We start from the raw sequence: 23,841 nt of genomic DNA, 5'->3' as shown, positions 1-23,841 counted from the left end.
ATCGCCTCATGAGCTACGAACTCGGCCAGGGGACAGGACCGCTGCGCGGCGTGAAGGTCGTGGAGATCGCCGGCATCGGGCCGGGGCCGCACGCGTGCATGATCCTGGCCGACCTCGGGGCCGACGTGATCCGCGTGGAGCGGCCGGGCGGGCAGCTGCTGGCCGGCGGGCCGCACAACCTGCTCAACCGGGGCCGCCCGAGCGTCGCGCTCGACCTGAAGCAGCCCGAGGCGATCGCCACGGTCCTCGAGCTGGTGAAGGACGCCGACCTGCTCGTCGAGGGGATGCGTCCCGGCGTCGCCGAGCGGCTCGGGCTCGGGCCCGAGGAGTGCCACGCGGTCAACCCGCGACTGGTCTACGGGCGGATGACCGGCTGGGGCCAGGACGGCCCGCTGGCGCAGGCGGCGGGGCACGACATGAACTACATCTCCGTCGCCGGCGCCCTGCACGGGCTCGGCCAGGACAAGGCCCGGCCGCACTTCCCGGCCAACCTGGTCGGCGACTTCGGCGGCGGCTCGACGTACCTGGTCATCGGCCTGCTCGCCGCGCTCCTCGAGGCGCGGGTCGGCGGCGAGGGGCAGGTGGTGGACGCCGCGATCGTCGACGGCACCGCGCACCTCAACGCGATGACCGCGGCGTTCCTCGCGGCCGGCACGTTCACCGAGGAGCGGGCGAGCAACCTGCTCGACGGCGGCGCGCCGTACTACGACCTCTACGAGACCGCCGACGGGCGGCACATGTCGGTCGGGCCGCTGGAGCCGCAGTTCTACGACCTGTTCGTGGACCTGCTCGGCATCGCGGAGGAGGCCCCGGACCGCTTCGACCCCGAGCGCGCCGAGGAGCTCCGGACGCTGATCGCCGAGCGGTTCCGCAGCCGCACCCAGGCCGAGTGGGTGGGGGTCTTCGAGGGCACCGACGCGTGCGTGGCGGGCATCATCCCGATCAGCGAGGCCGCCGAGCACCCGCACCTCAAGGCCCGCGAGACGTACGTCGTGCGCGACGGCATGCTCCAGCCCAGCCCGGCCCCGCGCTTCTCGCGCACCAGGGCCACGCTCACGTCCCCGCCGACACCGCAGGCCGGGTCGGACACCCGTGAGGCCCTGGCCGCCTGGGGGGTCGGGGACGTCGACGGTCTCATCGCCCGGGGCGCCGCGGTCCAGGCCTGAGCCGCAGGCCCGACAATGGGACGGTGAAACCGTTCCTCTTCCTCGGCACCCGCGCCGAGGACGACGTCGCCGAGAGCGAGTACGCCGCGGTGCTGCGCTGCGCCGGCCTCGACGAGCACGACGTACGCCGGGTGCGGCTCGAGCGCGACGAGCTCGGCATGGTCGACCTCGACGACTGGTCGGGGATCGTGCTGGGCGGGGGGCCGTTCAACATCAGCGACCTGGCGTCGGAGAAGTCGCCGGTCCAGCACCGGGTCGAAGCGGAGCTGCGGGGCCTGGCCCTCAAGGTCGTCGCGGAGGACTTCCCCTTCTTCGGCGCCTGCTACGGCATCGGCACCCTCGGCTCCCTGCACGGCGGCGTGGTCGACCGGACCCACGGCGAGCCGATCGGCGCGGTCGGCGTCACCCTCACCGACGCCGGACGGCTGGACCCGCTGTTCGCGCCGGTCCCGCCGTCGTTCCAGGTCTTCCTCGGCCACAAGGAGGCCGTGTCCCGCCTGCCCGAGGACGCGGTGCTGCTGGCCTCCTCGGCGGCCTGCCCGGTGCAGGCGTTCCGGCTCGGGCAGAACGTCTACGCCACCCAGTTCCACCCCGAGCTCGACGTCGACGGCCTGTGCCTGCGCATCGACGCCTACCGGCACCACGGCTACTTCGACCCGCCCCGGGCCGAGGAACTGATGGCGCTGGCCCGGGTCGCCGTCGTCACCGAGCCGCCGCGGCTGCTCGCCCGGTTCGTCGAGCTCTACGCCCGCTGAGCAGCCGGTGAGGCCCGGGGTCGTTGGACCCTGACGTGGCCCGTGTGCCACGCACACGCTGGGGAGATGGAGACGACGTCCGAGACGCCCACGGCACCGGGAGCCGATGCGGCGCTGCTGGAGGCGATGCTGAACCTGACCAGGTTCCATCGTGAGCACGAGAAGTTCTACGCCTCCGCGCCCCGGGAGCAGGCGGTCGTGCTGCAACGGCACGCACGCAGCCTCCAGGCGCTGGCCGACACCTGGTCCGCCGCCGAGGCCGGGCACCGCCCGGTCCTCAGCCCCTACGAGGGTGCCGAGGAGCTCAACAGCCCCGCCGCGCTCCAGCTCGACGGGGTGTTGTTCATGGAGGGCGAGGGCCGGCCGGCCGAGATCGCCCACCTGATCCGCGACCTGCGCCGCGCGGCCGAGGACCAGCGGGAGATCGCCGAGTGGCTGTCCTCGGCGATGGAGGCCTCGTGGGGTGTCGCGTCCGCGCTGCTCGACATCGACGGCCTCGCGGACATGCTGGGCGAACGGCACCGGATCATCGCCAACGACTGGCAGGCGGCCACGATGGGTGGGGTGACGAGCCGGGTCCTCGACCGCGCCGCGGACATCCTGGAGCGGGTCGACTTCACCCCGGCGGCCCTCCGCGCAGACCTGGCGGACGGACGGGTGGCCGCCGGACTCGTCTACTCGGCGGCCGAGCTGATCTCCCACGCCGCCGACCTGTGCTGCGACTCCGCGGGGCTCGTCCACGGCAACGAGCGCCGGTGGCGCGTGTTCCGCCAGCGGGTCGCCGAGGTGGTGGCCGCCCAGCAGTGACGAGACCGGCGTGAGGGTCTTGTGACCGAGCAGTAGGTTCCGTGCCATGAGCACGCGACCCGAGCACGTCGACGTCCTGGTCATCGGCGCCGGCCTCTCCGGCATCGGCGCCGCCTGCCGGCTGCGCACCGAGCACCCGCGGCGCAGCCTCGCGATCCTGGAGAGCCGCGGCGCCAGCGGCGGCACCTGGGACCTCTTCCGCTACCCGGGCATCCGCTCCGACTCCGACATGTTCACCTTCGGCTACCGCTGGCGTCCGTGGCCCGGTGACCGGGCGCTCGCCGACGGCCCGTCGATCCTGGAGTACGTCCGCACGGTCGCCGAGGAGTACGCCGTCGACGAGCTGGTCCGCTACCACCACACCGTGCGCCGGGCGTCGTGGGACTCCGACACCGCGCTGTGGACCGTCGAGGTCGACCGGGACGGCGAGCCGGTGACGATGACGACGAGCTTCCTCTACGCCTGCTCGGGCTACTACGACTACGACGGCGGCTACTCCCCGGAGCTCCCGGGGGCCGAGGAGTTCGCGGGCGAGATCGTGCACCCGCAGGCCTGGCCCGAGGACCTCGACCACACCGGCAAGCGGGTGGTCGTCATCGGCAGCGGCGCCACCGCGGTCACCCTGGTCCCGGCGATGGCGGGCGAGGCCGAGCACGTCACGATGCTGCAGCGCTCCCCGTCGTACGTCCTCTCCCGGCCGGCCCGCGACCCGCTGGCGCAGCGGCTCGAGAGGCTGCCGACCCGGCTGAGCTTCCCGATCGTGCGGTGGAAGGCGATCCTGCTCGCGGTGCTGACCTACCAGCTCGCCCAGCGCCGGCCCGACTTCGTGAAGGGGCTGGTGCGCAAGGCGACCGCCCAGCAGCTGCCGCCCGAGGTGGACGTCGACGTGCACTTCAACCCGGCGTACAACCCCTGGGACCAGCGGCTCTGCTTCGTGCCGGAGGGCGACCTGTTCCGGGCGCTCCGCCACGGCACCGCCTCGATCGTCACCGACCACATCGAGACCTTCACGGAGAAGGGGATCCGGCTCCGGTCCGGCGAGGAGCTGGTGGCCGACGTCATCGTGACCGCGACCGGCCTGAACCTCAAGCCGATGGGTGGGATCGAGCTGGTCGTCGACGGGGAGAAGGTCGACGTCGCGCAGACCATGACCTACCGCACGCTGATGCTCAGCGACGTGCCCAACTTCGCCTTCACGATCGGCTACACCAACAACTCCTGGACGCTGAAGGCCGACCTGGTCGCCGACTACGTGTGCCGGGTGCTCGCGCACCTCGACGAGGTCGGCGCCCGGACGGTGGTGGCGCCGCGGGACCCGGACGTGGCGGAGGAGCGGCTGCTGACGTTCAGCTCCGGCTACGTGCTGCGCGCGCTGGACCGGCTGCCCAAGCAGGGCGACCGCGAGCCGTGGAAGCTGCGGCAGAACTACCTGTACGACGTCCGCTCGCTGCGCCGGGGCCGCCTCGACGACGGCGTCCTGAGGTTTGTCTGACCGGCTGGCGGGCACGAACCACGTGTCACGCGCGGCGCCCGCCGCACGACGATCGACGGAGGATGCGATGAGCTTCAGCGACAAGGCCGGCAACAAGGCCGAGGACCTCGGTGGCAAGGCCAAGGAGGCCACCGGCCGGGCCACCAACGACGAGAACCTCGAGGCCGAGGGCAAGGGCGACCAGACCAAGGCCTCGGCCAAGCAGGCCGGCGAGCACGTCAAGGACGCCGCCAAGGACGTCAAGGACGGCCTCAGCAAGTAGAGGCCCCGAAGTAGTGCCAAATTGGGCGCCAACGGGCTGCTGACCCTAGAGTGGGCTCAGCAGCCCGTTCCGTCTTGCCTCGGGCTTCCGCGCCGGCCGACCCTGAGCACCACCCCGCACGACAACCTGGGCGCCGCGCCCCTCCTCGTGAGGCCTGCTTCTCAGCTCCCGCCGCCGGCGGGATCAGCTTGGCGAGACACGCCAACAGTGAGTGATTCCCCCTTGTCTTCTGCAGTTGCTGGTCAGTCCACCCTGTCCTTCTCCGAGCTCGGCGTCCCCGCCGACCTCTGCGCGGTCCTCGCCGACCGCGGCATCACCACCCCCACCCCCATCCAGACCGCCACGCTCCCTGACTCGCTCGCGGGTCGTGACGTGCTGGGCCGTGGCCGCACCGGCTCCGGCAAGACCTACGCCTTCCTGCTGCCGCTGGTGGCCCGGCTGGTGGCCTCCGGCCGCCAGGCCCGCCCGACCGCGCCGCGTGCCCTGATCCTGGCGCCGACCCGTGAGCTGGTCGGCCAGATCCAGGAGGCGCTCGAGCCGCTGGCCGCGACCGCCGGGCTCTCCACCCGCACCGTCTTCGGGGGCGTGGGTCAGAACCCCCAGGTCCAGGGCCTGCGCCGCGGCGTCGACATCGTCATCGCCTGCCCCGGCCGGCTCGAGGACCTGATCGGCCAGGGCCACTGCACGCTCGGCTCGATCGAGACCACCGTGCTGGACGAGGCCGACCACATGGCCGACCTCGGCTTCCTGCCGGCGGTGCGCCGGCTGCTCGACCAGACCCCGAGGAACGGCCAGCGGCTGCTCTTCTCGGCCACGCTCGACAAGGCGATCGACGTGCTGGTCAAGCGGTTCCTGAGCTCGCCGGTCACCCACGAGGCGGACTCCGCGCAGTCGCCGGTGGCGGCCATGGACCACCACGTGCTCCACCTCGACCGCGAGCACCGGGTGCCCGTCCTCGTCGACCTGACCAGCGCGCCGGGCCGCACGGTCGTGTTCACCCGCACCAAGCACGGCGCCAAGGCGCTGACCCGCCAGCTGAACAAGAACGGCGTCCCCACCGTCGAGCTGCACGGCAACCTGAGCCAGAACGCCCGCACCCGCAACATGGACGCCTTCCACTCCGGCAAGGCGACGACGCTGGTCGCCACGGACATCGCGGCCCGCGGCATCCACGTCGACGACGTGGCGCTCGTGGTCCACGCCGACCCGCCGGTCGAGCACAAGGCCTACCTGCACCGCTCGGGACGTACGGCGCGGGCCGGGGCCGCCGGCACGGTCATCACGCTGATGACCGACGAGCAGGTGCGCGACGTCCGCGACCTGACCCGTGCGGCCGGCATCAAGCCGACGACCACGCGCATCAACGGTGCCGCGCACCCGGTGCTGGTCCAGCTCGCTCCCGGCGACCGGGTGACCGTGCCCGGTGGCCTCGTGGTCGAGGCGCCCGCGCCCGCGCAGGGTGGCGGCAGGCCGAACGGTGGCGACGGCTCCGGGGCTCGCTCCGGTGGCGGCCGCAACCGCTCCCGCCGCGGCCGCGGCGGCCAGGGCTCGCGCGGCACCGGCGGCGCGTCGGGCCAGGCGAAGGGCTCGGCCGGGAGCGCGTCCGGTGGCAAGCCCGGTGGGAAGCCCGGTGGCAAGCCGGGCGGCTCCGCCAACGGCTCGGGCAACGGCGGCGGCTCGCGTCGCCGCTCGGGCGCCGGGGCGAAGGGCGGCCAGTCCCGCCCCGGGTCGGGCACGCACAGCGCCGCGTCGTTCAGCTCCGGGCGCCGCTGACCCAGGGTCCGTGCTCTCCCCCTCCCCCGTACAGTCGCGGCCGAGGGGGTGAGCCGTGCGGACCTGGTTGCAGCGAGCGTTGTGGGACGTCGTCCCGCGCGACCACCGGGAGACGCCGCAGGCGCTGCGGCGTCGCCAGGTGGTCACGATCGCCTTCGTGGTGCTCGGCGGCCTGGTGCTCGGCTTCTCGCTGCGGATCGAGCCGGGCAGCGCCTGGTTCTACCCCGCCACCCTGGTCCTGGCGGGGGTGTGGACGGTGGGGGCGTTCGCGTCCGGTCCGCTGCACCTCGGCCGGATCGCGCACTCCACCGGGCTGCGCCGCCCCGTGGCCACCCCGATCGTGCTGGGGCTCGGGCTCGTCGGCGTCTTCCTGCTGGGCGGCCTGGTGGTCCGGCAGGTGCCGTTCCTCGACGAGCAGGTGCGCTCCGTCCTCGACCACGCCGACGAGGGTGCGTGGCCGCTGCTGGTGCTGGTGACCGTCGTCAACGGCATCGCCGAGGAGCTGTTCTTCCGCGGCGCGGCGTACGCCGCCGTGACCCGCTACCCGGTCCAGGTCACGACCGTCGCCTACACGCTGGCCACGCTGGCCACCGGCAACGTGATGCTGGCGTTCGCGGCGGTGCTGCTGGGCGTCGTCGTCGGCCTGCAGCGCCGGGCGTCGGGCGGGATCCTCGGCCCGGTCCTCACGCACGTGACGTGGTCGGTCTCGATGCTGTTCCTGCTGCCCTGGCTCTTCGGCTGATCCGGCCGTCGCCGTACCTGAACCCGGTGCGTCTCCCGAGACCGAGGCGGTCTGCGGTCTAGCCCAGGAATGGGTTCCCGGGAGTGGCCAGGCGCGCGTGCAGGCGCAGCAGGCGAGCCGGTAGGCAAAGAGTTGCAGCATTCTGTCTCCAGCCCCTGACCCTGGTGCCAGCATCCCGTCACCGGCCCAGGTGGGGCCACCAGCTCGGGGGTGCTGCATGTCGCATCGGAGACCTCGCTCGTTGCCCCGCTCCGTCGTCGCGGTGGTCATCGCGGCCGTCGGAGCGCTCGTCGTCCCAGCAGCTGCCGCTCCGGCGGACGCCGCCGACGACGTCGGCATCCGGTTCGACGGAAGCCCCGGCACGGCAGCCCCGCCCTCGACGCTGGGCGGCTACCTCATGACGCCGTTCGACCCCGACAGCCGGGACCACACCTGGGTCGACTCCGCCGAGGGGCCCACCGGCGACGTCATCTTCGACAGCCCGATGTACCACGCAACGGTCGGCAGCGACTGGGCCACCTGGAGCCACGGCTACACCGGCGACGTGTACCAGAGCAGCTCCAGCAACGAGACGATCATCCTGCCGCAGGGAACTCGGGCGTTCTACTTCTACGCCGAGCCTGACCCGTTCGACTACATCGACATCGTCGCCCAGACCGCGGACGGCACGTCGTCGGGCGACGTGATCGTCAACGGCCGCGGCGGCGCCCGCTACTACGGCTTCTACGCCACCAGCGCCGAGCCGCTCTCGTTCATCACGATCAGCTCGTCCACCGACTTCGCGATCGGCGAGTTCGGCATCGCCTCCGGCAGCACCACCGATGCTGCGGCGCAGGTGCTGTTCGTCCACGGCGTCACGCAGAGCTACACCGACGACACCCTCTTCGCGGGCCTTCGCGGGCCGCTGCGTGACACCTACGGCGCGCAGCTCGTGAACAGCTTCGAGTACTACCAGGACAAGGGCGACGACACCGGCTCCGGGTGTGATCCGGAGGCCGCCGGCCAGGCCGTCCCGCCCACGCCGGACCCCGCCGTGGGGATGCCGTACGACGCCTCCCAGAACGGTGCCCTGTGCGACAGCCAGGGCGACATCGGGCAGAACGCCGTACGCCTCGACCACGAGGTCCAGCGGCTGTACCACGCCCACGGCGACCGACCGGTGATCCTGATGGGCTACAGCATGGGCGGCGAGACGATTCGGTCCATGCTCGCGTACTCGACCTACGCCGGAGACGGCGTCGCCGAGACCATGGTCGACTCGGTGCTCCTCATGCACGGCGTCGAGCAGGGCTCCTGGATCGCGGGTGCGTCAGGGATCGCCGATCTCCCGCTGGCCGGAGGCGCCATCAGCGACCTCATCGGCAAGATCGCACCCAACCCCGGGCGCCCCGCGGTCCGCGAGTTCTCACCATCGGGCGACTACATGCGCTGGCTGGCCTCGCACTCCGACAGGCTGCCTGACATCCCGATGTACAACACGTGGGGTGACGAGCGGGTCTACATGCACTCGTGCGCCCTCTACCTCTTCTGCCACGACACCTTCATGAGCTCCGAAGGCGACGTGATCCTCCAGCCGGGAACCGACGACCCGACCGAGATCCCGAGCGGGGGCGGCCATCGCTTCCTACCGGGGGGGTCGTCCGCGACGCGCTGGCAATGGGCCGAGACGCAGAAGCTCTACTGGGACCCAACCGTCGACGACAAGATGACCCTGCTGATGATCGACCTCGTCAAGTCGCCGATATTCCACAGCAACTACCCGCACACTCAGGACGAGCTGACCGTCAACGACTGCCAGACCGGCGAGCCAGTGAAAGAGACCACGGAGCTGCTCCGGGTCGTGACCGCGCGGATGGAAGGAACGACGTACACATGCGCACCCTGACCAGGATCTCGGGCCGGCGACGGGTCGGCTACACCGTCGCGGCGGCTGCCACCGTCGTGGCCCTCGGAGTCGTGTCCGTGGCGGCTGACCTGACGACCAGCGCGTCCACGTCGAAGGCTGATGCGGCAGCGCCCCCGGCGTACGAGCAGCTCACCAGCGGCTTCCTCGACAAGTCCTCGAGCGACTACTTCCGGATCGATCTGGACAAGACGAGCGCCGACTACGGGCACTTCGTGATCGCGATCCCCGGCGTCGGGCTGGCCTGGGCGCACGGCACCGCGACGGTCTCGCCGCACTCGCCCACCTCCACCACGCTGAGCTTCGACGGGCCGGGCTACCTTGCCGCTGACGCGGTCCTCGACACCGAGTTCGGTGTCAACTACCGACCGCAAGGCGACATCAAGGACGTGCCGGTGAAGCTGCGGGGTGAGATCGACGGCAGGCATGGGACAGGGAGCATCAACGTCTGGATCGACGGCACCCAGTACCACCTGTCCGCGGCGCCGGCGGTGGGCGGCGCCGACCCGGTGGCTGCCCAGCTCGCGGCGTCGCTGGTGGGGCAGGACTGGAAGGCCGTGTACGCGTTGGCCGACGACAGCCTGCGCGCCGACATGTCACAGACCGAGTTCGTCACCTGGATCCAGGGTGAGCTGGGCTCCGGTCACGTCGACGACGTCACGATCACCGGCGACATCACCTACACCACGACGAGCACCGGGATCTCCTACGCCCAGGTGCCCGTGCACGAAGCGGTGACCGTCGATGGTCAGAGCAAGAGTGCCGATGCGACGCTTGTCCTCATCCACGACCAGGGTTCCTGGCGGTGGTTGACCACGAAGTGACGGGCGGCCGACGCGGCCAGGGCGCGGGCCGGTGGGTACAGGCCCTGGCCGCGGCATGCCTGGTGCTCAGCACTGCCGCGTGCGGCCAGCCCCATCCGACGCTCGAGGAGCTCCGGAAGGTGCCCGAGGTGTCGCTCCACCCGCCCGGTGCGACCGCGATCAGGCACGGCGGCGTGGACTCGGACAACAAGATGGGCGGCAACGCCGCAATCCTCACCGACGTGTACGCCACCGACGACACTCCGGCGGCCGTGCTCGACTACTACCGCAACCACCTGGGGTCCGGGTGGACGGAGAACGACGACGCCGGCACGCGCGCCACGCAGTGGGCAGACAGTGCTGCCTGGGAGTCGGACTCGTACCTCTTGAAGGTCGGCATCGACGACAAGGCCTATCGGTCGCGGGTGGCTGCCGGGGACCCGGACGTCGCAGGGAGGCGCACCCTGTTCGAGGTGCAGCTCCAGGCGAACCCGGAGAACGCCTCCTAGCGCGTACCGCCCTCGTCGAGCGCGCGGCGTACCGCCTCCTCGTAGGGCAGCGGGTCGCCCGGCACGACGTCGCGGATCGAGTGGTCGGTGACGACGACCTCGGTGCCCATGGAGTCGATCAGGTTCCGGCCCGTGGTGACGTCGATGTCGGTGATGAGCGCCAGCCAGTACGACGACAGCCGGGGCGTCAGCACCGGCACGCGCACGATCGGCACCCGGTGCCCGGCCGAGATCTCGGCCGCCACCTGGAGCATCTCGAGGTAGGTCATCTCCTTGGGCCCGCCGATCTCGAAGACCCGGTCGTAGGCCTCGGGCCGGCCGATCACCCCGGCCAGGTAGCGGACCACGTCGTCGAGCGCGATCGGCTGGGTGCGGGTCGAGACCCACTTCGGCACGATCATCGCCGGCAGGTTCTTCACCAGCTGGCGGGTCAGCTCCCAGGAGATGCCGCCGGCCCCCACCACGATCGCGGCGCGCAGCACGGTCACGGGCACGCCCGCCTCGCCCAGCAGCCCCTCGACCTCGCGGCGCGAGCGCAGGTGCGGCGAGAGCTTGTCGTCGTCGGAGCCCAGGCCGCCCATGTAGACGATCTGCTGGACCCCGGCCGCCGCGGCGGCCCGGCCGAAGGTGCGCGCGGCCTCGGCGTCCTTGCGCTCGAAGTCCGGGTCGTCCAGCGAGTGCACCAGGTAGACCGCCACGTCGGTCCCCTCGAGCGCGTCGCTGAGCGAGGCGCGGTCCTCCACGTCCCCGCCCACGGGCTGGCCCGGCCCGTCGTACGACTCGGGCCGGCGGGTCATCGCCCGCACCTTCAGGCCGCGGTCCACCAGCACCGGGACCAGGCGCTTGCCGATGAAGCCGGTGGCGCCGGTCACCAAGACCGTGGGCTGCTCGAGGGGTTCGCTCATGCCCCCACCCTAGGAACCGCCGCCCAGAAACGGGGCCAGAAACGGGGGCGGAGACGGGTGCTGCCGCCTCAGGAGCCGTTCGGGGTGCGGCGGGCCCGCTGCGCGATGCCCTCGCGCTTGGTCTCGTCCATGGCGCTCTCGTAGGCGGCCACCAGGCTGGCGATCGACAACGGCTTGAGGCGCTCGACCACCTCGCGGACGCGCTCGGGCGAGGTCCCGGACTCCTTGTAGACCGGCCAGGCCTTGGTGCGGAAGACCTCGTAGAGCTCCTCGGCGATCTGCCGGCCGTGGGTGGCGTACACGTCGGCGGCCGCCAGTGCCGCCTCGGTCGGGAAGCCGAGGTCGAGCAGGCCGAGACCCACGGAGAGCTGCGAGACGACCACCTGGTGCTTGCCGCGCCGGCCCGGGAAGACGACACCGAGGGCGGCGAGCGTGGTCAGGTCATCGTCACCGAGCTCGCGCCCGGCCCGCTGGTCGAGCTCGGCCCGCGACATCTCGATGGGGGACTCGTGCTGCCACGGCGCCAGCATCGTGCGCTGCAGGGCGATGTCGGCGGGGCTGGCGTCGCGGGGGATGTTGGCGACGTACCGCTCGATCGCCGAGAGCGTGAAGCCGTGGCTCTGCAGCTCCTGGACCAGCTCGAGCCGGGCCACGTGGTCGGCGGTGTAGTAGCCCGAGCGGCCGCGCCGGATCGGCGGCGGGACCAGGCCCTTGGTGGTGTAGAAGCGGATGTTGCGCACGCTCATGCCGACCCGGGTGGTCAGCTCGTCGAGCGTGAGCAGGTCACGCGGCGTCTCGACGGTCTCCGTCATCGCGCTCCTTCCGGTCCCGTGGTGAGCCAGGCCACAAGGGGGCTTCCCTTGACCATGACAGCAATAGTGTCACAATCGAGGGAAGTCGTGGTCTCGACAAGCTCGACCACCGGGCAAGCTCGACCACCGGGCAAGCCCGACCACCGGGCGAGCTCACCATCTCCGGCGAGCTCGACCATCTCCAAGAACGCAAGGACGGTCATGGCAGAAGCATTCGTGTACGACCACATCCGTACGCCGCGCGGCAAGGGCAAGAAGGTCGGCTCGCTGCACGAGGTCAAGCCGGTCGACCTCGTGGTCGGCCTGCTGGACGAGATCAAGGTGCGCAACCCCGGGCTGGACCCGAACCGGGTCGACGACGTCGTGCTCGGCGTGGTGTCCCCGGTCGGCGACCAGGGCGGCGACATCGCCAAGACCGCCGCGCTCAAGGCCGGTTACCCCGAGACGGTGGCCGGCGTGCAGCTCAACCGCTTCTGCGCCTCCGGGCTGGAGGCGGTCAACCAGGCCGCCTCGCGCGTCCGTGGCGGTTTCGAGGACCTGATCCTCGCCGGCGGCGTCGAGTCGATGAGCCGGGTCCCGATGGGCTCCGACGGCGGCGCCTGGGCGATGGACCCGGACACCGCGCTGAAGACCGGGTTCGTCCCGCAGGGCATCGGCGCGGACCTGATCGCGACGATCGAGGGCTGGAACCGCGACGACGTCGACGCCTACGCGGCCGAGTCCCACCACCGCGCCGCCAAGGCCTGGGCCAACGGCTACTTCGCGAACGCGGTGATCCCGGTCCGGGACCTCAACGGGATGACGGTGCTCGACCACGACGAGACCATCCGCCCTGACACCAGCCCCGAGGGCCTCGGTGCGCTCAAGCCGTCGTTCGCCGACATCGGCGCCCAGGCCGGCTTCGACGACGTGGCCCTGGAGAAGTACCACTGGGTCGAGCGGATCGACCACGTCCACCACGCCGGCAACTCCTCCGGCATCGTCGACGGCGCCGCGATCATGGCCATCGGCAGCGAGCAGGTCGGCACCGACCTCGGGCTCACCCCGCGGGCCCGCATCCTCGCCACCGCGGTCTCCGGCGCGGACCCCACGATCATGCTGACCGGACCTGCTCCGGCCGCCCGCAAGGCGCTGGCCAAGGCCGGACTGTCGGTCGAGGACATCGACCTGTTCGAGATCAACGAGGCCTTCGCGGCCGTGGCCATGCGGTTCATGCGCGACATGGGCATCAGCCACGAGATCACCAACGTCAACGGCGGCGCGATCGCCATGGGCCACCCGCTCGGCGCCACCGGCGCGATGATCCTCGGCACGCTCGTCGACGAGCTCCAGCGGCGCGACCAGCGCCGCGGCCTCGCCACGCTCTGCGTCGGCGGCGGCATGGGGATCGCGACGATCGTCGAGCTTGTGTGACTTGGACACCGCGCGAGGAACGAGCGCGGTGTCCTCAAGTCGCCAGGTCGAGCAGCGACCGCGGCCGAGGTACGAGGTCGCGACAGAGCGTGTCGAGACCCGGTGAGCCGACAGGCCACGTCAACTGCGAACGCCAACTCCAGAACCCAGGCCCAGGTGGTTTCGAGGCTCAGGCGCTGAGCGCCCTCGCACCTCAACCACCGATCCCCAGAACAGGAACCCCATGAGCACTACCGAGACCCAGACCGCGGTGCGCTACGACAAGGACGCCGACGGCATCGTCACCCTCACCCTCGATGACCCCACCGCCAGCGCCAACACGATGAACGACCTCTACATCGCCTCCATGGCCGCGGCGGTGGACCGGCTGTACGACGAGCTGGCCCAGGACGAGAAGAGCGTGACCGGCGTCGTGGTCGCGAGCGCGAAGAAGACCTTTTTCGCCGGCGGCAACCTGAAGAAGATGGTGCAGGCGACCAAGGACGACGCCGCCGACGTCTTCAAGGCCGGGGAGAGCGTGAAGGCGGCGCTGCGCCGCCTCGAGCAGCTTCCTCGCCCGGTCGTCGCCGCGATCAACGGCGCCGCGCTCGGCGGCGGCCTGGAGATCTGCCTGGCCTGCAACCACCGCGTGCTCGTCGACGACCCCCAGGTCCAGGTCGGGCTGCCGGAGGCCTCGCTCGGCCTGCTGCCCGGCGGCGGTGGGGTGACCCGCACCGTCCGGATGCTCGGCATCCAGTCCGCGCTGATGGACGTCCTGCTGCAGGGCACCCGCTTCAAGCCCGCGCAGGCGCTCGAGAAGGGCCTGGTCGACGAGCTGGTCGCGACCCGCGAGGAGCTGGTGCCGGCCGCCAAGGCCTGGATCAAGGCCAACCCCGACGCGGCCCAGAACCCGTGGGACCAGCCGGGCTACAAGATGCCCGGCGGCACCCCCAGCAACCCCAAGCTCGCGGCGTTCCTGCCGGCGTTCCCGGCGCTGCTGCGCCAGCAGACCAAGGGCGCGGTCTACCCGGCGCAGCGGGCGATCCTGTCCGCCGCGGTCGAGGGGGCGCAGGTCGACTTCGACACCGCCTCGCGGATCGAGTCGCGCTACCTGACCAACCTGGTCGTCAACCAGGGCTCGAAGAACATGATCCAGGCGTTCTTCTTCGACCTCCAGGCGATCAACTCCGGCTCGCTGCGGCCGGACGGGATCCCGCCGTACAAGGCCGTCAAGGTCGGCGTGCTCGGCGCCGGCATGATGGGCGCCGGCATCGCCTACTCCTGTGCCCGGGCCGGCATGGAGGTCGTGCTCAAGGACGTCGCCGCCGAGAGCGCCGCGAAGGGCAAGGCGTACAGCGAGAAGCTGCTCGACAAGGCGATCGCCAAGGGGCGCTCGACCGAGGAGAAGAAGGCCGAGCTACTGGCGCGCATCACGCCGACCGCGGACCCGGCCGACCTCGCCGGGTGCGACCTGGTCATCGAGGCGGTCTTCGAGGACCCGACGCTGAAGAGCAAGGTCTTCGCCGAGATCGCCGAGCACGTCACTGGTCATGAGAGGGGCGACGCGCTGTTGTGCTCCAACACCTCCACGCTGCCGATCACCGAGCTGGCCAAGGGCGTGGACCGGCCCAAGGACTTCATCGGGCTGCACTTCTTCAGCCCGGTCGACAAGATGCCGCTGGTGGAGATCATCCGCGGTGAGCAGACCTCCGACGAGGCGCTGGCCAAGGCGTACGACGTGGTGCAGCAGATCCGCAAGACCCCGATCGTCGTCAACGACAGCCGCGGGTTCTACACCTCGCGGGTGATCGGGACCATGGTCAACGAGGGCCTCGCGATGCTCGCCGAAGGCGTGCACCCGGTCTCGCTGGAGCGGGCCGCGACCCAGGACGGCTACCCGGTCGGCACCCTCCAGCTCTCCGACGAGCTGAACATGGAGCTGTTCAAGAAGATCAGCACCGCGACCCGCGCCGCCGTCGAGGCCTCCGGGCAGACCTACGAGCCGCACCCGGCGGAGGCGGTCATCGACACGATGATCGAGCTCGGGCGGCCCTCGCGGCTCAAGGGTGCCGGCTTCTACGACTACGACGAGTCCGGCAGGCGCCTTTCGCTGTGGAAGGGCCTCGCCGACACCTTCCCGGTCGCCTCTGCCGAGACCGGCAAGGAGCAGCCGCCGTTCCAGGACGTCAAGGACCGGCTGCTGTTCGTGGAATCCCTCGAGACCGCGAAGTGCTTCGAGGAGGGCGTGATCACCTCGGCGGCCGCGGCCAACATCGGCTCGATCATGGGCATCGGTTTCCCGCCGATGACCGGAGGCGCCGCGCAGTACATGCAGGGCTACGAGGGCGCGGACGGTGAGATCGGCCTCGCGGCGTTCGTCAAGCGCGCCGACGAGCTCGCCGAGCGGTACGGCGACCGGTTCCGGCCGACGGCGTACCTGCGGTCGATGGCGGAGAAGGGCGAGACCTTCCCCGCCTGACCGGCCCGCACCGCGACGCAGGCCGGCCCGCCCACCTCCCTCCGACGTGGGCGGGCCGGTGCGCGCTCAGGTTCGGCCCCCGCTGGTGCTCAACGGTGCTGGAACCAGGGGTGGTGCAGGTCGTAGAACGTGGCGTCCTTCATGGCGTAGTCCAGGTCCGCCATCACGTCGGCCGGTGGCTGCACCTGCTCGCCGCGGCGGGCGCTCTCCTCGTCGGTGAAGGCCACCGTCTCGGTGAAGGTGCCGTCGGGCTCGATCGCCAGCGTGGCCCCGAGGATGTCCGGGCGCAGCTCGTGCAGCAGCGTGGTGTCGGCCATCATCGCCTTGAGCCGGGCGGGGTCGTCGACCTTGCCGCGGATGACCTGGACGAACCCGGCCTGGTCGGAGCCGCCCTCCATCATCAGCGTGACGTCGTCGCAGTCGTGGTACTCGACCGGTCCGTCCATCAGGGCCATCATCTGCTCGGCCCAGGCGCCCTGCTCGGGGCGGTTGGAGTTGGCCATCGCGGTCTCGCGGGACTCGAAGCGGACCACGCCGATGAACATGTCGTCGTCGGTGAAGCCGTAGGTGCCGCCGAGCCAGCCACTGGCACCGGACCCGACCTCGTCGACCCACCGCTGGGCCATCGCGCGCAGCTCGTCCTGTCTCCTGCACTTCCCCTGGATGATCTGGATGAACACAGCTCGGCCCTCCTCTCCGCAGGCCACCTCCGGGGTGAGGCGGCACCCTGCTCGCCTTTCGACGCTATTGCGGTGCCGGGACGTCGTCCATGACGCGATCGGGGGAAAAGGCGGGGGCTCGAGCAGTCCGCGGACGGGTGGGCGGGAGGCCGTCGCGCCCCGGCTAGGGTGCCGGGCATGGACTTCGCTCCGTCCGAACGGGCCGCCGACCTGACCGCACGCGTGGCCGAGTTCATGGCCGAGGAGATCGCGCCGGTCGAGCCCGGCTACCACCGCGACCTGGCCGACCTGCGGCGTAGCGGCGACCCGTGGCAGCCCCTGTCGGTCCTCGAGGAGCTCAAGGCCAAGGCCCGGGCGCGGGGGCTGTGGAACCTCTTCCTCCCCCGGGAGCACGCCGGGGACTACGCCGTGCGGTTCGGCACCGACGGCGGGGAGGGCCTGAGCAACGTCGACTACGCCCCGCTGGCCGAGCTGATGGGGCGCTCCGCGATCGCCCCGCTGGTGTTCAACTGCAACGCCCCGGACACGGGGAACATGGAGGTGCTGCTGCGCTACGGCTCGCCCGAGCAGAGGCGCGAGTGGCTGGAGCCGCTGCTGGACGGCCGGATCCGCTCGGCGTTCACGATGACCGAGCCCGACGTCGCCTCCTCCGACGCCACCAACATGGAGGCCACCGCCGTCGTCGACGGCGACGAGGTCGTGGTCAACGGCCGCAAGTGGTGGTCCACCGGGGTCGGCCATCCCGACTGCCAGGTCCTCGTCTTCATGGGGCTGACCGATCCCGAGGAGGACCGGCATCGCCGGCACTCGATGGTGCTGGTGCCGCGGCACGCCCCCGGGGTGAAGGTCGAGCGGATGCTCGACACGATGGGCGTGCACGACGAGCCGCTGGGCCACGGCGAGGTGTCCTTCACCGACGTGCGGGTGCCGGTGGCCAACATCATCAGCGGTCCGGGCGAAGCGTTCGCGATCGCGCAGGGCCGGCTGGGCCCCGGCCGGGTGCACCACTGCATGCGGCTGATCGGCCTGGCCGAGCTGGCACTGGAGCTGGGGTGCACCCGCGCGCTCGAGCGCAGTGCCTTCGGCAAGCCGCTGGCCAACCTCGGCGGCAACCGCGAGCGCATCGCCGAGGCCCGGATCGCGATCGACCAGGCCCGGCTCCTGGTGCTCCACGCGGCGTGGAAGCTCGACGTCGGCGGGCCGCTCAACGCGCTCTCGGAGGTCTCCCAGATCAAGGTGGCGGTGCCGGCGATGGCCCAGAAGGTGATCGACATGGCGATGCAGCTGCACGGCGGCGGCGGGCTCTCCTCGGACTTCCCGCTGGCCGGCGCCTGGACCGCGGCCCGCGCCCTGCGGCTGGCCGACGGTCCCGACGAGGTCCATCGCGGCGTCGTCGCCCGGCTCGAGCTCGGCAAGTACGGGGCCGCGCGATGAGCCGGGTGCTGGTCACCGGCGCGGCCTCGGGGCTCGGGGCGGCACTCTGCGCCGCCTTCGAGGCGCGTGGGGACGAGGTGCTGCGGACCGATGTGGTCTCGACCGGCTCGACCACCGGGGCGGGCTCGACCACTGGGGTGGGCTCGACTGCCGGGATGGACCTGAGGCTCGACATCACCTCGGACGCCGACTGGGCGGCGGCGCTCGCGCACGTGACGGACAGCTGGGGCGGCCTCGACATCCTGGTCAACAACGCGGGCGTCGCCGGCGGCGGCCGGCTCGACGTGGCCACCATGGGGGAGTGGGAGTGGATCACGAACGTCAACCTGTTCGGGGCGGTCCGCGGCACCCGCACGTTCGTCCCCATGCTCAAGCGACAGCGCTCGGGCGCGATCGTGAACGTCGCGTCCCTCGCCGGCCTCGTGCACCCCGCCGGGATGGCGTCGTACAACGCGGTCAAGGCCGCGGTCGTCGCGCTCACCGAGACCACCGGCCACGAGCTCGCGGCGTACGGCGTGACCGCGCACGTCGTGTGCCCGTCGTACTTCCGCACGAACCTGATGGCCTCGCTGCAGGGTGAGGACGCCGCCCTCGGCACGGTGATGACGCGGCTGGTCGAGAGCTCGCCCATCACCGCCGACGACATCGCGGCCGCGGTGGTCGAGGGGCTCGAGCGCGGCGACGAGCTGATCGTGCCGGACCAGCCCGCCCGGGACGCCTGGGCGCTCAAGCAGCACGACCGGGCGGCGTACGACGCGGTGATGCGGGCGCAGGCCGCGAAGCTCGAGAAGGGGATCTGATGGTCTCGACAGGCTCGACCAACGACGACCGCTCGACCAACGACGACCGCTCGACCAACGACGACCGCTCGACCAACGACGACCGCTCGACCAACGACGACCGCTCGACCAACGACGACCGCTCGACCAACGACGACCGCTCGACCAGCGACGGCCGCCCGATCGAGGGGAACCCGGCGAAGCCGGTCCGCGACGAGGACGCCTTCGACGTGGAGGCCGTGGCCGCCTGGCTGCGGGACCACGCCGAGGAGTTCGTCGAGGACCTGGTGGGCACGCCCGAGGTCCGGCAGTTCCCGGGTGGCGCCTCGAACCTGACCTACCTGCTCAGGTACTCCGCGCGGGATCGGGTGCAGCGAGAGCTCATCCTGCGGCGACCGCCGGCGGGAGCGAAGGCCGCCAGCGCCCACGACATGGGCCGCGAGCACCGCATCCAGTCCGCGCTGGCCCCGGTCTTCCCCTACGTGCCCCGGATGGTGGGGTACTGCCGGGACGAGTCGGTGATCGGCTCGGAGTTCTACGTCATGGAGAAGCTCGAGGGCACGATCCTGCGTCGCGACCTGCCCTGGCCGCTCGCCGAGGACGAGGCGTCCGCGCTGTGCGAGCGTGCCCTCGACGTGCTCGTCGACCTGCACTCCGTCGACGTCGAGGCGAGCCCGGAGCTGGCCCGGCTCGGCCGCGGCGAGGGGTACGTCGCGCGTCAGGTGTCCGGCTGGATCGACCGCTTCGAGAAGGCCCGCACCGACGACACCGGTGACTGGTCCGACATCACCGCGTGGATCGAGGAGCACCAGCCCGCCGACGTGGGCCAGCGCCTGATCCACAACGACTTCCGCTTCGACAACATGGTGCTGGATGCCGGCGGCCCGGATACGGGTGCCTCCGGTCGGGAGCTGCGGATCATCGGTGTGCTCGACTGGGAGATGGCCACGGTGGGCGACCCGCTGATGGACCTCGGCGGGATGCTCGCCTACTGGGTCGAGGCGGGCGACGACGAGTTCTTCCAGATGTTCCGTCGCCAGCCGACCACCGAGCCGGGCATGTGGACCCGCGCCCGGATCGTCGAGCACTACTGCGCCCGGATGGGGTTCGAGGTCACCCCCGAGCAGTGGCGGTTCTACGAGGTCTTCGGGCTGTTCCGGCTGGCCGTGATCGCCCAGCAGATCTGGTACCGCTACTACCACCGGCAGACCACCAACGAGGCGTACGCCGTGTTCGGGCCGGCCGTGGGCTACCTGGAGACGCGCTGCCGACAGATCCTGGTCTCGACAAGCTCGACCAACGAAGACCGCTCGACCAACGAAGACCGCTCGACCAACGAAGACCGCTCGACCGGCGAGGGACGCTGATGGGGGTCCTGCTGCTGGTCCGCCACGGCCAGGCCTCGTTCGGCGCCGACGACTACGACGTGCTGTCCGAGACCGGGTGGGAGCAGAGCCGGCTGCTCGGCGCCTGGCTGGCCGAGCGCAAGGTCGTGCCCGACGTGATCTGGCGCGGCGACATGCGCCGGCACCGGGAGACCGCCGAGGGCATGCTGTCCGGGGGCGGCTGGGACACCGCCGTCGAGGTCGACCCGGGCTGGAACGAGTTCGACCACCTCGGCGTCGTGGCGGCCTACGCCGAGGCCGAGGCCGACGTCCCGTCCGGCAGCGCGGAGATGCACGGCGTCGACCGCCGCGAGTTCCAGCGCATCTTCGAGCGGGCCACCGCGCGCTGGACCTCGGGGGCCCACGACGACTACCCCGAGTCGTACGCCGCCTTCGTCGCGCGGGTCCGCGGCGCCCTCGAGCGTGCCTGTGCGGCCGTGGGGCCCGGCGGGACGGCGGTCGCGGTGAGCTCCGGCGGCCCGATCGCCGCCGCCTGCGCGGCCCTCGTCGACCCCACCGGCGAGGACCCGGCCACCTCGGCCCGGCTCTGGGCCCGCTTCAACACCGTGACCGTGAACTCCTCGGTCACCCGGGTGGTCGTCGGCTCCACCGGCCCGCGCCTGCTGACATTCAACGAGCACCCGCATCTCGAGGGCGAGCACCTCACCTACCGCTGAGCCCGGCCTGATCGCAACATCCTCCTGATGGACCGGCTGGACTCGGTCCTCCACGCCATGTTCCGTCTCGTGGTGACCAATGGCCTCCCCGGGCCTTCGTTGCGATCAGTCGCGCGCGAGGCCGGAATCAGTGCGTCGGGCATCGTCAACCACTTCGAGGGCGCGGAGCGGATGTGGACGCTCGCGGCCCACAGGTGGGCGGCGGACCGTGCGTCGTCCCAGATCTATGTCACCGAACCGACCAAGGTGATCGCGCTCTTGGCCCAGAACGCGGACGGCGTGCACGACCAGGCGTTCGACCTGGCACTCACCGTGATCGGCCTCGGTCATCCCGGTGTGGCCGCGGCGATGGCGGATTTCCGTCGGTCCGAGCGGGAACGGCTCGCTCGAGTGGTCCCGGAGCTCGGACGGCGGGATCTGGACCTCTTGGTCGCAGTGATCGAGGGGTTGCGCTTCGCCATGAGCCTGGGCGAAGGGGCGCTGTCCGTGGAGCGGGCTCGAGCTGCACTGGAGCAGTTCGTCGGCGAGCTGCTCACATCAGCTTCTTGAACACCGGCAGCGGGGCGTGCTTCATCACCACCGACAGCGGCGCCCAGGGCAGCGCCGGCACGTGGGCCGAGGCCTTCTCCTTCTCGATCGCCTCGACCATCGCGCGCACGCCCTTCTCGGTGCTGACCATGAGCGGGGTGCTCTGGGCGACGCGCTCGTTCATCTCCGAGGCGATGTAGCCGGGGTAGAGCACGGTGACCTTGATCGGCTTGCCGAGCAGCTCGTTGCGCAGGCCCTCGGCCAGGTGCGCGACGCCGGCCTTCGTGGCGGCGTACGTCGTCATCGACTTGGGCAGCCCGCGCATGGCCGACATCGAGGAGATCATCACGAGGTGGCCCGCGTCCTGGGCGCGGAAGATCTCCATCGCGGCCTCGGCCTGGGTCAGCGCGCCGACGAAGTTGGTCATCGCGGTCTCGCGGTTGGCCGCGTGGCCGCCGGTGCCCAGCGGGGCGCCCTTGCCCAGGCCGGCGTTGATGACGATCCGGTCGATCGTGCGTCCGTCCGCGGCGAAGTCGTCGCGGAACGCGCGGAACACCTCGAAGACCTGGTCGGCGTCGTTGACGTCGAGGGCCCGGATCTCGATCCGCGGCCGTGCTGAGCCTGCGGAGGAGCTCGCGGCCAGGATCTCGTCCCGGAGCTCCTCGAGCCGCTCGATCCGGCGTGCGCACAGCGCGAGGTCGTGTCCGGCGGCCGCGAACTGGCGCGCCATCTCGGCGCCCAGCCCGGAGGAGGCACCGGTGATCAGGATGGTCTTCGACGTGACTCTGCTCATGGAACCTACTCTCGCGTAGGGTCGCGGACATGAGTGGACGGGTCGTGCATTTCGAGATCCCCTTCGACGACGGCGACCGGGCGCGGTCGTTCTACAGGGAGGCCTTCGGCTGGCAGCTCATGGACCTGCCGGGCATGTCCTACACGCTCGCCACGACCGGGCCGACCGGGGAGGAGGGCGCCACCGAGCCCGGCTTCATCAACGGCGGGATGCTGCGCCGGCAGAACCCGAACGACACCCCGGTCATGGTGATCGAGGTCGACGACATCGACGCCGCGCTCGCGAAGATCGAGTCCCTCGGCGGCCAGACGCTGCTCGGCCGGCAGCAGGTCGGCGAGATGGGCTGGGCGGCGTACTTCAAGGACGTCGAGGGCAACAGCATGGGGCTGTGGCAGTCCGTATGAGCCGGGGCCGCATGAGCAGGGGCAGCATGAGCGTCTGCCTCATCGGGGCCGGCGCGTCCGGCATCACCGCGGCCCAGGTGCTGGCCGCCAAAGGCATCGACTTCGACTGCTTCGAGATGGGCTCCGGGGTCGGCGGCAACTGGCGCTACGACAACGACAACGGCGTGAGCTCGGCCTACCGGTCGCTGCACATCAACACCTCGCGCACGGCGATGGAGTACGCCGCGTACCCGATGCCGGAGGACTACCCGGACTACCCGAGCCACTGGCAGATCGCCGCCTACTTCGACGACTTCGTGGACCACTTCGGGCTGCGGGAGCGGATCACCTTCCGCACCGAGGTCGTGAAGGTGGTCTCGGCCGACGGGGGGTACGACGTCACGATCCGCGCGGTCGACGGCAGTGGGGAGCCCGAGACCAGGCACTACGAGCACGTGCTGGTGGCGAACGGCCACCACTGGGATCCGCGCTGGCCGGAGCCGTCGTTCCCCGGAAGCGAGACCTTCCCGGGCACCCAGATGCACGCCCACTACTACCGGACGCCCGACGTCTTCGAGGGCCGGCGCGTGGTGGTCCTCGGGATCGGCAACTCCGCCACCGACATCGCGGTCGAGTCCTCCCGGGTCGCCGACGAGACCTACCTGGCGATGCGGCGGGGCGCGCACGTGCTGCCGAAGTACCTCTTCGGCGTGCCGACCGACCACCTCACCAGCTCGCCGCTGGCCCGCGGCCCGCTGCCGATGCAGAAGCTCGGCATGAAGGCGATGCTCCGGCTCGCGGTCGGCCGGATGACCGATTACGGCCTGCCCGAGCCCGACCACGACGTGCTCCAGGCACACCCGACGATCAGCGCCGACCTGCTGACCCGGCTCGGCCACGGGGACATCACCGTGAAGCCGAACATCGACCGGTTCGAGGGCTCGAAGGTGTTCTTCACCGACGGCAGCGGGGTCGAGGCGGACGTGGTCGTCTACTGCACCGGCTACCGGGTGAGCTTCCCGTTCCTCGACGAGACGGTGGTGCGCGCCGAGGACAACCACGTCGACCTCTACCGGCGGGTCGTCGCGCCGGAGCACCCGGGCCTCTACTTCATCGGGCTGATCCAGCCGCTCGGCGCCGTGATGCCGCTCGCCGAGGAGCAGGCGCACTGGGTGGCCGAGCTGGTCGCGGGCGAGGTGACGCTGCCGCCGGTGCCCGAGATGCGGGCCCAGATCGAGGCGTACGACGCGGCCGTGCGGAAGCGGTACGTCGCCTCGAAGCGGCACACGATCCAGGTCGACACCCACACCTACCGCGGCGAGCTGCGCCGGGAACGCAGAACCCGCCGGGCCTGAGCCCGGCGGGTCCTCGAGTACGTCGGC

Annotated in this window: 23 protein-coding genes; 19 read left to right on the top strand and 4 right to left on the bottom strand. The window is 71.3% G+C overall.

Annotated elements, in window-relative coordinates; all coding sequences use genetic code 11:
- The first annotated feature begins 8 nt into the window (after positions 1-8).
- The 10 genes from ABD268_RS15175 (at position 9) to ABD268_RS15130 (ending at position 10,212) form a co-directional block, all read left to right on the top strand.
- Complete coding sequence (locus ABD268_RS15175) at positions 9-1,166, top strand: CaiB/BaiF CoA transferase family protein (RefSeq protein WP_344153872.1); 1,158 nt, start codon at positions 9-11, stop codon at positions 1,164-1,166.
- A gap of 23 nt (positions 1,167-1,189) precedes the next feature.
- Complete coding sequence (locus tag ABD268_RS15170) at positions 1,190-1,921, top strand: glutamine amidotransferase (protein ID WP_344153869.1); 732 nt, start codon at positions 1,190-1,192, stop codon at positions 1,919-1,921.
- 66 nt (positions 1,922-1,987) lie between these two features.
- Positions 1,988-2,728 (top strand): hypothetical protein, encoded by a 741-nt coding sequence (locus ABD268_RS15165; RefSeq protein WP_344153866.1) that lies wholly within the window; start codon positions 1,988-1,990, stop codon positions 2,726-2,728.
- 46 nt (positions 2,729-2,774) lie between these two features.
- Complete coding sequence (locus tag ABD268_RS15160; RefSeq protein ID WP_344153862.1) at positions 2,775-4,220, top strand: flavin-containing monooxygenase; 1,446 nt, start codon at positions 2,775-2,777, stop codon at positions 4,218-4,220.
- Between the two features lie 67 nt (positions 4,221-4,287).
- The gene (locus ABD268_RS15155; protein ID WP_344153859.1) at positions 4,288-4,482 is read left to right on the top strand and encodes a CsbD family protein; all 195 of its coding nucleotides are present in this window, start codon (positions 4,288-4,290) and stop codon (positions 4,480-4,482) included.
- Positions 4,483-4,704: 222 nt separating this feature from the next.
- Positions 4,705-6,255: a DEAD/DEAH box helicase gene (locus tag ABD268_RS15150; protein WP_344153855.1), complete on the top strand. Its 1,551-nt coding sequence runs from the start codon at positions 4,705-4,707 to the stop codon at positions 6,253-6,255.
- Between the two features lie 55 nt (positions 6,256-6,310).
- Entirely contained in the window at positions 6,311-6,997 is a 687-nt protein-coding gene (locus ABD268_RS15145) for a CPBP family glutamic-type intramembrane protease (protein WP_344153852.1), read from the top strand.
- 241 nt (positions 6,998-7,238) lie between these two features.
- The gene (locus ABD268_RS15140) at positions 7,239-8,882 is read left to right on the top strand and encodes a lipase family protein (RefSeq protein WP_344153849.1); all 1,644 of its coding nucleotides are present in this window, start codon (positions 7,239-7,241) and stop codon (positions 8,880-8,882) included.
- A complete protein-coding gene (locus ABD268_RS15135) occupies positions 8,870-9,724 on the top strand; it encodes a hypothetical protein (protein WP_344153846.1) in 855 nt (284 codons plus the stop codon). The genes ABD268_RS15140 and ABD268_RS15135 overlap by 13 nt, the downstream gene beginning before the upstream one ends.
- Positions 9,725-9,843: 119 nt before the next feature.
- Entirely contained in the window at positions 9,844-10,212 is a 369-nt protein-coding gene (locus ABD268_RS15130) for a hypothetical protein (protein WP_344153844.1), read from the top strand.
- On the opposite strand, the gene ABD268_RS15125 is transcribed toward ABD268_RS15130, so the two are convergent.
- Positions 10,209-11,117, bottom strand: coding sequence for an NAD(P)H-binding protein (locus ABD268_RS15125; RefSeq protein ID WP_344153841.1), 909 nt, complete (start codon positions 11,115-11,117; stop codon positions 10,209-10,211). The genes ABD268_RS15130 and ABD268_RS15125 overlap by 4 nt on opposite strands.
- A 68-nt stretch (positions 11,118-11,185) precedes the next feature.
- Complete coding sequence (locus ABD268_RS15120) at positions 11,186-11,929, bottom strand: MerR family transcriptional regulator (protein ID WP_344153838.1); 744 nt, start codon at positions 11,927-11,929, stop codon at positions 11,186-11,188.
- A 201-nt stretch (positions 11,930-12,130) separates the two neighbouring features.
- Between ABD268_RS15120 and ABD268_RS15115 the strand changes: the two genes are divergently transcribed.
- A complete protein-coding gene (locus ABD268_RS15115; RefSeq protein ID WP_344153835.1) occupies positions 12,131-13,342 on the top strand; it encodes an acetyl-CoA C-acetyltransferase in 1,212 nt (403 codons plus the stop codon).
- 223 nt (positions 13,343-13,565) lie between these two features.
- Positions 13,566-15,800, top strand: a complete 2,235-nt coding sequence (locus ABD268_RS15110) for a 3-hydroxyacyl-CoA dehydrogenase NAD-binding domain-containing protein (RefSeq protein WP_344153832.1) — start codon at positions 13,566-13,568, stop codon at positions 15,798-15,800.
- Positions 15,801-15,889: 89 nt separating this feature from the next.
- On the opposite strand, the gene ABD268_RS15105 is transcribed toward ABD268_RS15110, so the two are convergent.
- Positions 15,890-16,480: a hypothetical protein gene (locus tag ABD268_RS15105; protein WP_344153829.1), complete on the bottom strand. Its 591-nt coding sequence runs from the start codon at positions 16,478-16,480 to the stop codon at positions 15,890-15,892.
- A 177-nt stretch (positions 16,481-16,657) separates the two neighbouring features.
- Here ABD268_RS15105 and ABD268_RS15100 point away from each other — a divergent pair, with 177 nt between their 5' ends.
- The 5 genes from ABD268_RS15100 to ABD268_RS15080 are packed head-to-tail and all read left to right on the top strand — an operon-like array spanning position 16,658 to position 21,304.
- Entirely contained in the window at positions 16,658-17,914 is a 1,257-nt protein-coding gene (locus ABD268_RS15100; RefSeq protein WP_344153826.1) for an acyl-CoA dehydrogenase family protein, read from the top strand.
- A complete protein-coding gene (locus tag ABD268_RS15095) occupies positions 17,911-18,714 on the top strand; it encodes an SDR family NAD(P)-dependent oxidoreductase (RefSeq protein WP_344153823.1) in 804 nt (267 codons plus the stop codon). The genes ABD268_RS15100 and ABD268_RS15095 overlap by 4 nt, the downstream gene beginning before the upstream one ends.
- Positions 18,714-20,060: a phosphotransferase family protein gene (locus ABD268_RS15090; RefSeq protein WP_344153820.1), complete on the top strand. Its 1,347-nt coding sequence runs from the start codon at positions 18,714-18,716 to the stop codon at positions 20,058-20,060. Before ABD268_RS15095 ends, ABD268_RS15090 begins: the two co-directional genes overlap by 1 nt.
- Positions 20,060-20,755, top strand: a complete 696-nt coding sequence (locus ABD268_RS15085) for a histidine phosphatase family protein (RefSeq protein ID WP_344153817.1) — start codon at positions 20,060-20,062, stop codon at positions 20,753-20,755. Before ABD268_RS15090 ends, ABD268_RS15085 begins: the two co-directional genes overlap by 1 nt.
- Before the next feature lie 27 nt (positions 20,756-20,782).
- Positions 20,783-21,304 carry a TetR/AcrR family transcriptional regulator gene (locus tag ABD268_RS15080; RefSeq protein WP_344153814.1) on the top strand — a complete coding sequence of 174 codons (522 nt, stop codon included), beginning with the start codon at positions 20,783-20,785 and terminating at the stop codon, positions 21,302-21,304.
- Here the strand turns inward: ABD268_RS15080 and ABD268_RS15075 are convergent.
- Positions 21,288-22,076, bottom strand: a complete 789-nt coding sequence (locus ABD268_RS15075; RefSeq protein ID WP_344153811.1) for an SDR family oxidoreductase — start codon at positions 22,074-22,076, stop codon at positions 21,288-21,290. The two genes, ABD268_RS15080 and ABD268_RS15075, sit on opposite strands and share 17 nt — an antisense overlap.
- Positions 22,077-22,105: 29 nt before the next feature.
- Here ABD268_RS15075 and ABD268_RS15070 point away from each other — a divergent pair, with 29 nt between their 5' ends.
- Positions 22,106-22,480, top strand: a complete 375-nt coding sequence (locus tag ABD268_RS15070; RefSeq protein ID WP_344153809.1) for a VOC family protein — start codon at positions 22,106-22,108, stop codon at positions 22,478-22,480.
- Positions 22,481-22,506: 26 nt separating this feature from the next.
- A complete protein-coding gene (locus tag ABD268_RS15065; protein WP_344153806.1) occupies positions 22,507-23,814 on the top strand; it encodes a flavin-containing monooxygenase in 1,308 nt (435 codons plus the stop codon).
- Positions 23,815-23,841: the final 27 nt, after the last annotated feature.

The sequence above is a fragment of the Nocardioides koreensis genome, assembly GCF_039531775.1.
In the GTDB taxonomy this organism is placed as follows: Bacteria; Actinomycetota; Actinomycetes; order Propionibacteriales; family Nocardioidaceae; genus Nocardioides; species Nocardioides koreensis.
This window is presented reverse-complemented; position numbering and strand designations above follow the sequence as displayed.